Raw genomic sequence first — 6428 nt, 5'->3', positions numbered from 1 at the left:
GAAAAATTGATCCGCGATCTCGCGCGTCGACTCGACCAGCAATGGCCCGGCGTAGCGGCCAGCATCCTCGAAGGCCTCGACGAGATCCTGACTGTCGTCCGGTTGAAGCTGCCGAAGGAGCTTCGTCGATCGCTCGCCTGTACCCCCGCGTCACGCGCAACGTCAAGCGCTGGCGGGATGCCGGTATGGCCTTGCGATGGGTCGCGGCCGGCATGATCGAGGCCAACAAGGGCTTCCGACGATTGAAGGCGCATAAGCAATTGTCGGTTCTGCGTGCGGCCCTTCAAGCTCACCACGATCGCATGACGATCAAGCCCGTTGCCCACGTCACGAGGCCGCGTAACATTCATTCCGGCAACGTCCGCCCGACGTAGTTCAACACCGATCGGGACATCCACGGTGGGAAGCGATGGCGGCGATAAAGAAAAGAGGGTCCCGGGCGGTCGGCATGCCGGTCGTCTACCCCCCTCGGCCGCTCCAATTCGTTAACTTAACGGTGCCTCGGCACCAATTCAAGAAAAGGCGTTTCGGTCGTGCCTTCGCGTGGCACTCTGGCCGATGCGCCTCGCGTTTCTCGCGCTCGGGGCGCCACGCCGCGTCGGGAGGCTCCGGACATGGGCGACGCTGCTGGCCGCGCGCCCGATAGAGCTGGACCGGCGATTACTTTGTCCGTCGGACATCTCTTCGTGCGTCATCCGGGACGGATCGAGTAATTCCTCCTTGCCGCAAGCCAATCTCACTGGTTGCGTTAGGGAACCTACAAGGTTTGGCAGGCGGCCAACTCAACAAGCTTAGGTATCCTAACGGCCCCGGTCGCGCAGTGCGGGGACATCCCAGACGAAGGAGATCGCAGATGGCCTACAAGAAACTCGTCAATCAAAGCGGGCTGACGCTTACGATTTTGCTCATTACGCGTGTTGGCTCGGAGCCGAACCAGTAACGGACCGATTGTGGCGGCGGCACTACCGGCGGGCGGCAGGCAGACGGTTGAGTACGGTAATACGCAGACTCCTTCCTTAACGGGCTCGTGATTTCCTTGTCTTTCGATGGGCGTTTTCGAGCGCCTCGCAGACCGTGACAACTCGCGGCAGGAGCCGGAATAATCTGCTGAACGACAAGCCGACCCTGTCGGCGCCGCCGCCTGCTCGACGGGGTGCCGCAGATGGACCGAAAGCTCAAGCTCACGCCTCCGTCGCTCCGGTGCAGCGGTGACGCGGGCGCCGAGTTGTTGAATGGCCTTTCGGCCGCGACGCACCCTGGTTCCTTCATCTGGGTAGTACACAAGGACCGAAGGTGCTCTGGGACAGAGTATCCCTCGGGACGCCCAAGAGGCCATGAAACGACCGCACGTCATCACGGGAGGCGGTATATGCATATGAACACCAATCTTGCGGTACACGAACCGAGCAACGCGCTCCGGCTGGTCACACTGGCGTATATGAGCCTTCTCCTCATCGCCTTTGCCCTTATGCCCGCCCAGTTCATCGCCTACCTGTATTTCCAGCAGGATCCCACGCTAAAATTCGAAAATCACCCGTTCCATGAATTCGCGATTGCCGTCGCCACCCTCGAAGGGCTGTTCGTCACCTATGTGACGTGGCGCTGCTACTGGTCTTCGGGCGAACCTCTGTTGCGTTGGTTGACGCTGGGTTTTCTCGGCTTCGTATTGATCTATTTACTGCACGGCGCCTTCACCAGGATGGCACACCGCAATATCTGGCTGTTTCTGCTCTATGGACCGGCGTCGCGTCTCGCGATGTCGATTCTTCTCTTTGTTGGGCTGCTCAGCTATAACCAGCCATCAGACGAGGTCGAGAAGCGTTCGGATGCGCGCACATGGCTGATGTGGACCGGCCTGTTCCTGACCGTGGATATAGCTGTCGCATTGATCGCCTACTCCCCCTATGCGGGACACCCGGCGGTACGCTTGTCCATGGAGGGCGGTGCACTGGTGTTCAGTACGCTGAACGTCGTGGTCATGCTCATGCGAGGGATTCACTCGCCGCTCATGCTTGTTTTCGGCATCTCGGTCGCGTGGTTTGCGTTATCGTCGCTCGCATTCATTCTGGCGGCACCGTGGAATCATATGTGGTGGCTCGCCCACGCGATCTTTGCTGGCGGGTTCTTCTTGCTCAGCTATGGCGTTGTCCAGGCATTCCGAACGACGCAATCCTTCTCGACCATCTATAGCCAGGAAGAAATGATGGCCCGCCTGGCCGAGTCGATGGCCGACACTCAAAGGGCGCTACAGCAAGTGCAGGTGAGCAATCAAAGGTTAGAACGCCTTGCCGCCACCGACCCACTGACCGGTGCCGGAAATCGGCGCCACTTCCTCGAGCATATCGGCGCCGAGATCGCGCGGGCCAAACGAACCGGTGCTCCATTATCTCTGCTGTCGCTCGACCTCGACCATTTCAAGGATATCAATGACTCCCGTGGTCACAGCGTCGGCGATGAGGTGCTCCGCGCATTCGTGCGAAAGTGTCTGGAGGCGATTCGCCCTTACGACTCTGTCGCGCGCGTGGGCGGCGAAGAATTCATGGTCTTGCTGCCGGGAGCGACGCTCGACACGGCTTGCGCGGTAGCCGAGCGCCTACGATCGACGATTGAAGGCACTGCATTCGACGTCGAAGCCCGACCGTCGGTCTGCGTCACCATCAGTGTTGGGGTGTCGGAGTTCGGGCGCGATGGAGACACGCTTGACGGATTGCTGAACGTCGCAGATCAGCGGCTCTATCGCGCAAAACATGAAGGTCGCAATCGTGTGATTGCCGCGTAGGCTTCGTTCATTCGCGCGCCTAGCCTAAGGCTGCACGAGCAACATGGTCGCGACCCGGGAATCGCGGCGGCGAACAACGTAGATCGCATCTTGCTTTACGCGGTCGAGCGAGTCTCTTTATCCATCAACGCCGCGAGCGGGACAATGGCTTCGCGGTCGCAAGATTCGCCTGAAGCTAAGTGAGCAGGCGCGCCGCATTCTTCGTGCTCAAAACTCAGGAACATGCAGTTGCTGGAGGTCACCTATACCGCGCTAGGTAAGCGATTATGCAGGCGCTTTCTCGGTGGCTCGCCGGCCTCGAGAGCGCGGGTGAACCGGAACGATTCTCGGCAGGCGCAGCGCCAGTCGAGGAGGATACACGGCAACAACCTTAACACGCCAGACCCTTCAGTTCCAGAGCATGCAGTCTGCCGGGGAGGCTCAGCAAGTGGCGCCCGGGGGACCATCCATTCGCTCTTGCCACTCGTGCGCCCCAGAGCCCTCAAAGCGTTGAAGCGGCATCCTGGGGGCGTAAATCGTGGCTTCGGCCGCGCTACCAATGTGACAACTTGCCGGGTCGATTGCAAACCACTTTTGCCGGGAACGACAATCGCGATCCGACGGCGCGCTTACGTCGCGGGCCTTGCGAGGCGTTAGTCGAGTTCAGGCAATCGGCGCACAACACCTGGTGTTAAGTGTGGATTTATGCTACTTGTAAGAGCTTACTGGAATAACCGGCGTCAGCGAAGGTTCGACTGTGATGAGTTTGTCAAATCCACGATCGCGCGTATTGCACGCCGATTGGTTCGATTGGCGTAGTTCTGCCACAAGGGATTTCATCGCTCTCTTTGGGGGCGTCGTTCTTGCTTCGATCTTGGCGCATGTTTATGAGCTTGGCCCTCGTTTGTTTCAGCTGGGACGGGGCTATGCGGATTCGGCACTCGACGCCATCGTATTCATGATGTTTGTCGCATTCTTTCTGAGCGTTGCGCTGACAATCTTTAGTGTTCGCCGCTATCGAGATCTCGCCCGAGAAACCAAAGCACGAACCATTGCAGAAGCAGAAGCGCGCGATCTGGCGCGACATGATCCATTGACCGGCCTGCCTAACCGTCGCCTGTTTGATGAAAAACTTGATGCGTGCCTTGGCCTCGCCGACGACACCCACCAGGTGGCCGTTCTGATGCTTGGCCTTAGGGGCTTCAAGAGAATCAAGGACGCGCATGGCCACGCAGCGGGGGACAAGGCGCTTTGCGAATTTGCCAACAGGCTCGCCGACGTCTTGCGCGCGGATGGTGTCCTGGCGAGGATTGGAGGCGACGAATTCGGGATTGTCATGCCAGACATTAGCTCCCTTGAGGATCCCACCAATCTGGCGCGCCGTATTGTGGCGTCCGCCGGCGACACTTTCGCGATCGAGACGGGGTCAGCCGAGCTTGGTGTTGGAATTGGCATCGCCATCGCTCCGATTGACGGCGTCAATCTCCACGAATTGGTCAGGCGCGCAGAACGTGCACTTTATCGCGCACAAGGCGATGGCAGGTCGTGTGTTCGCTTTTTCGAACCAGAGATGGACATCCATGTCGAGCGGCGCATCCAGATTGAGCGAGAGCTTCGCAGCGCGATAACGGCCGATATTATCGAGCCGCACTACCAGCCGTTCGTTTCGCTCAAAAGTAATTGCATCATCGGGTTCGAGGCCCTGGCGCGTTGGGAAAACAGGACTTTTGGGCCTATTCCGCCCGACGTGTTTATTCCGATTGCAGAAGAAACGGGCCTCATCAACGCGCTTGGCGATCAGCTTTTTCGCCGCGCCTGTTTTGATGCCAATACGTGGCCGGAGATGTTTACGCTTGCCTTCAATATTTCGCCAATTCAGTTGCGTGACCCCGCGCTTGGACAGCGCATTCTATCGATCCTTGGGCAAACCGGGTTCAGTCCGAGCCGCCTGGAGATTGAAATTACGGAGAGCGCGTTCGTGGAAAAGACCGGGGTTGCGAAGACCGTGATGGATGAACTCCGTCAAGCCGGCGTCCGCATCGCGCTCGATGATTTCGGTACGGGTTATGCTACGCTTAGCCAGCTGCTTTCGTTTCGTCTCGACAAGATCAAGATAGACCGCAGCTTCGTGTCGCATCTCGACGACAGTACCGACAGTCAGGTGATCGTTCGTGCTATCCTTGGCATTGCAAATGGATTTGGTTTGACGGCCACGGCCGAGGGTGTCGAAGACGCAGGCCAGCTGGCCTATCTGGTGGCCAATGATTGCGCAGAAGGACAAGGTTATCTGTTCAGTGATGCCGTCCCGGCCGCCGGTATCCCCGCGCTGCTTAGTCGCGAATCCGGCCGCACGGCGGTTGAAGAGATGCGTCAAGACGTGAAATCGTGACAGGGTGTTTCGAGTCCTACCCGGGGACCAAAGTTGCTTGCAACGCGCGAGGGTGTCCTAGCAGGAAGATCAAGCATTTTCTGACACACCGTCGTACTCACGCACGATCAGCGTTAAATTTCATCACCTTTTGGGCAACCCGTGGGTAACCACGTACCCATTACTAGAAAGAACGCTACGGCGAAGGTGACGAAGGATATCGCAAAATGCCGGGGCACCATTCGCCGCGTCACGCGCAACGTCAAACGCTGGCGGGATGCCGGTATGGCCTTACGATGGGTCGCAGCCGGCATGATCGAGGCCAACAAGGGCTTTCGACGATTGAAGGCGCATAAGCAATTGTCGGTTCTGCGTGCAACCCTTCAAGCTCACCACGATCGCATGACCAACCCCGTTGCCCACGTCACGAGGGCCTGAGACCTCTCCTGCCTTGATTGACGTTGACACGCTTTTGATTGCGTCTGAAAGTGGTTCAACAGCTCAGGAGGAAAGGTGGCGATGAAGCTCCGGATCCTGCTACAACCCGTTTCGCTAATTTTTGCTTTAACCGTTACTGTTTGCATCGAACCCGCAGACGCACAGTACGTTTATCGACGCAATGCCCCGCGAGCTTACGTCGCTCCTTATTTCAACCGCCATTTCATTCTTCCTCCGTGCTGGCGATGGGGGTGCAATCGGACACGGCCGGTATACACAATCCGGCCCTACGGAGGGGATATCGCGGGTGACTTTTTAGAGTGAACCAAGGAGCGATCCTCTTTGAGGAGTACCGCCTCTCTCCGCGCTCGCCTAAACTGTTAGGGCCAGAAGAAGCCGTTCAGCAGATGTCGGAGATGGATACGCGTCCAACCCTTATACCATGCGAGAGCGGTGTAGATGCCGACAGTCATCAGCCAGGCGCACGTGGCAGCTATTCCCGAAAAGAGAGCGTTTTGAGTGTAATTAAACACAATCGCAAAAATGCCGATCAACGCCATAAATTCGATTGCACCAAATATACGTCGCACATCTTTCGCTCTCGAATTTCTCATCCGCGAATTATAACATTTCCTCACCTGCACGCGCCTCTCTCACAGATGCGCATCATGATGGAGCGCAATTGAATGGGGTGCGATTGTGCCAGCTTGGCAACTTTGCTGGGGGTCGACGAGGACGTTAGCCCGTCTTATTCGTCAGAGGCGCCTGAGAGGCTGGCGAGCGTGGTGTAAAGCGCTGATGCGGCGTAGGATTCGGTTGCAAAGCCAACCCCATCACCTTCAGCCGCGAACACCACGCCCGCCA

2 protein-coding genes and 2 pseudogenes are annotated in these 6428 nt (G+C 58.0%); all 4 read left to right on the top strand.

All coding sequences use genetic code 11. The annotated features are described in order from the left end of the window. Positions 1–374 (top strand): annotated as a pseudogene (locus AC066Y_RS42720) (IS256 family transposase); the annotation flags it as partial. A gap of 995 nt (positions 375–1369) precedes the next feature. Further along, a complete protein-coding gene (locus tag AC066Y_RS42715; RefSeq protein ID WP_478279075.1) occupies positions 1370–2779 on the top strand; it encodes a GGDEF domain-containing protein in 1410 nt (469 codons plus the stop codon). 739 nt (positions 2780–3518) lie between these two features. Then, positions 3519–5147, top strand: coding sequence for a putative bifunctional diguanylate cyclase/phosphodiesterase (locus AC066Y_RS42710; RefSeq protein WP_478279074.1), 1629 nt, complete (start codon positions 3519–3521; stop codon positions 5145–5147). Between the two features lie 213 nt (positions 5148–5360). Next, positions 5361–5564 (top strand): annotated as a pseudogene (locus AC066Y_RS42705) (IS256 family transposase); the annotation flags it as partial. Positions 5565–6428 lie beyond the last annotated feature (864 nt).

The sequence above is a fragment of the Bradyrhizobium sp. USDA3010 genome, assembly GCF_056429065.1.
This window is presented reverse-complemented; position numbering and strand designations above follow the sequence as displayed.

Bases quoted from the DNA above. Each gene is read 5' to 3' on its own strand.
- AC066Y_RS42710 (WP_478279074.1), top strand. From the start codon at position 3,519: ATGAGTTTGTCAAATCCACGATCGCGCGTATTGCACGCCGATTGGTTC.
- AC066Y_RS42715 (WP_478279075.1), top strand. From the start codon at position 1,370: ATGCATATGAACACCAATCTTGCGGTACACGAACCGAGCAACGCGCTC.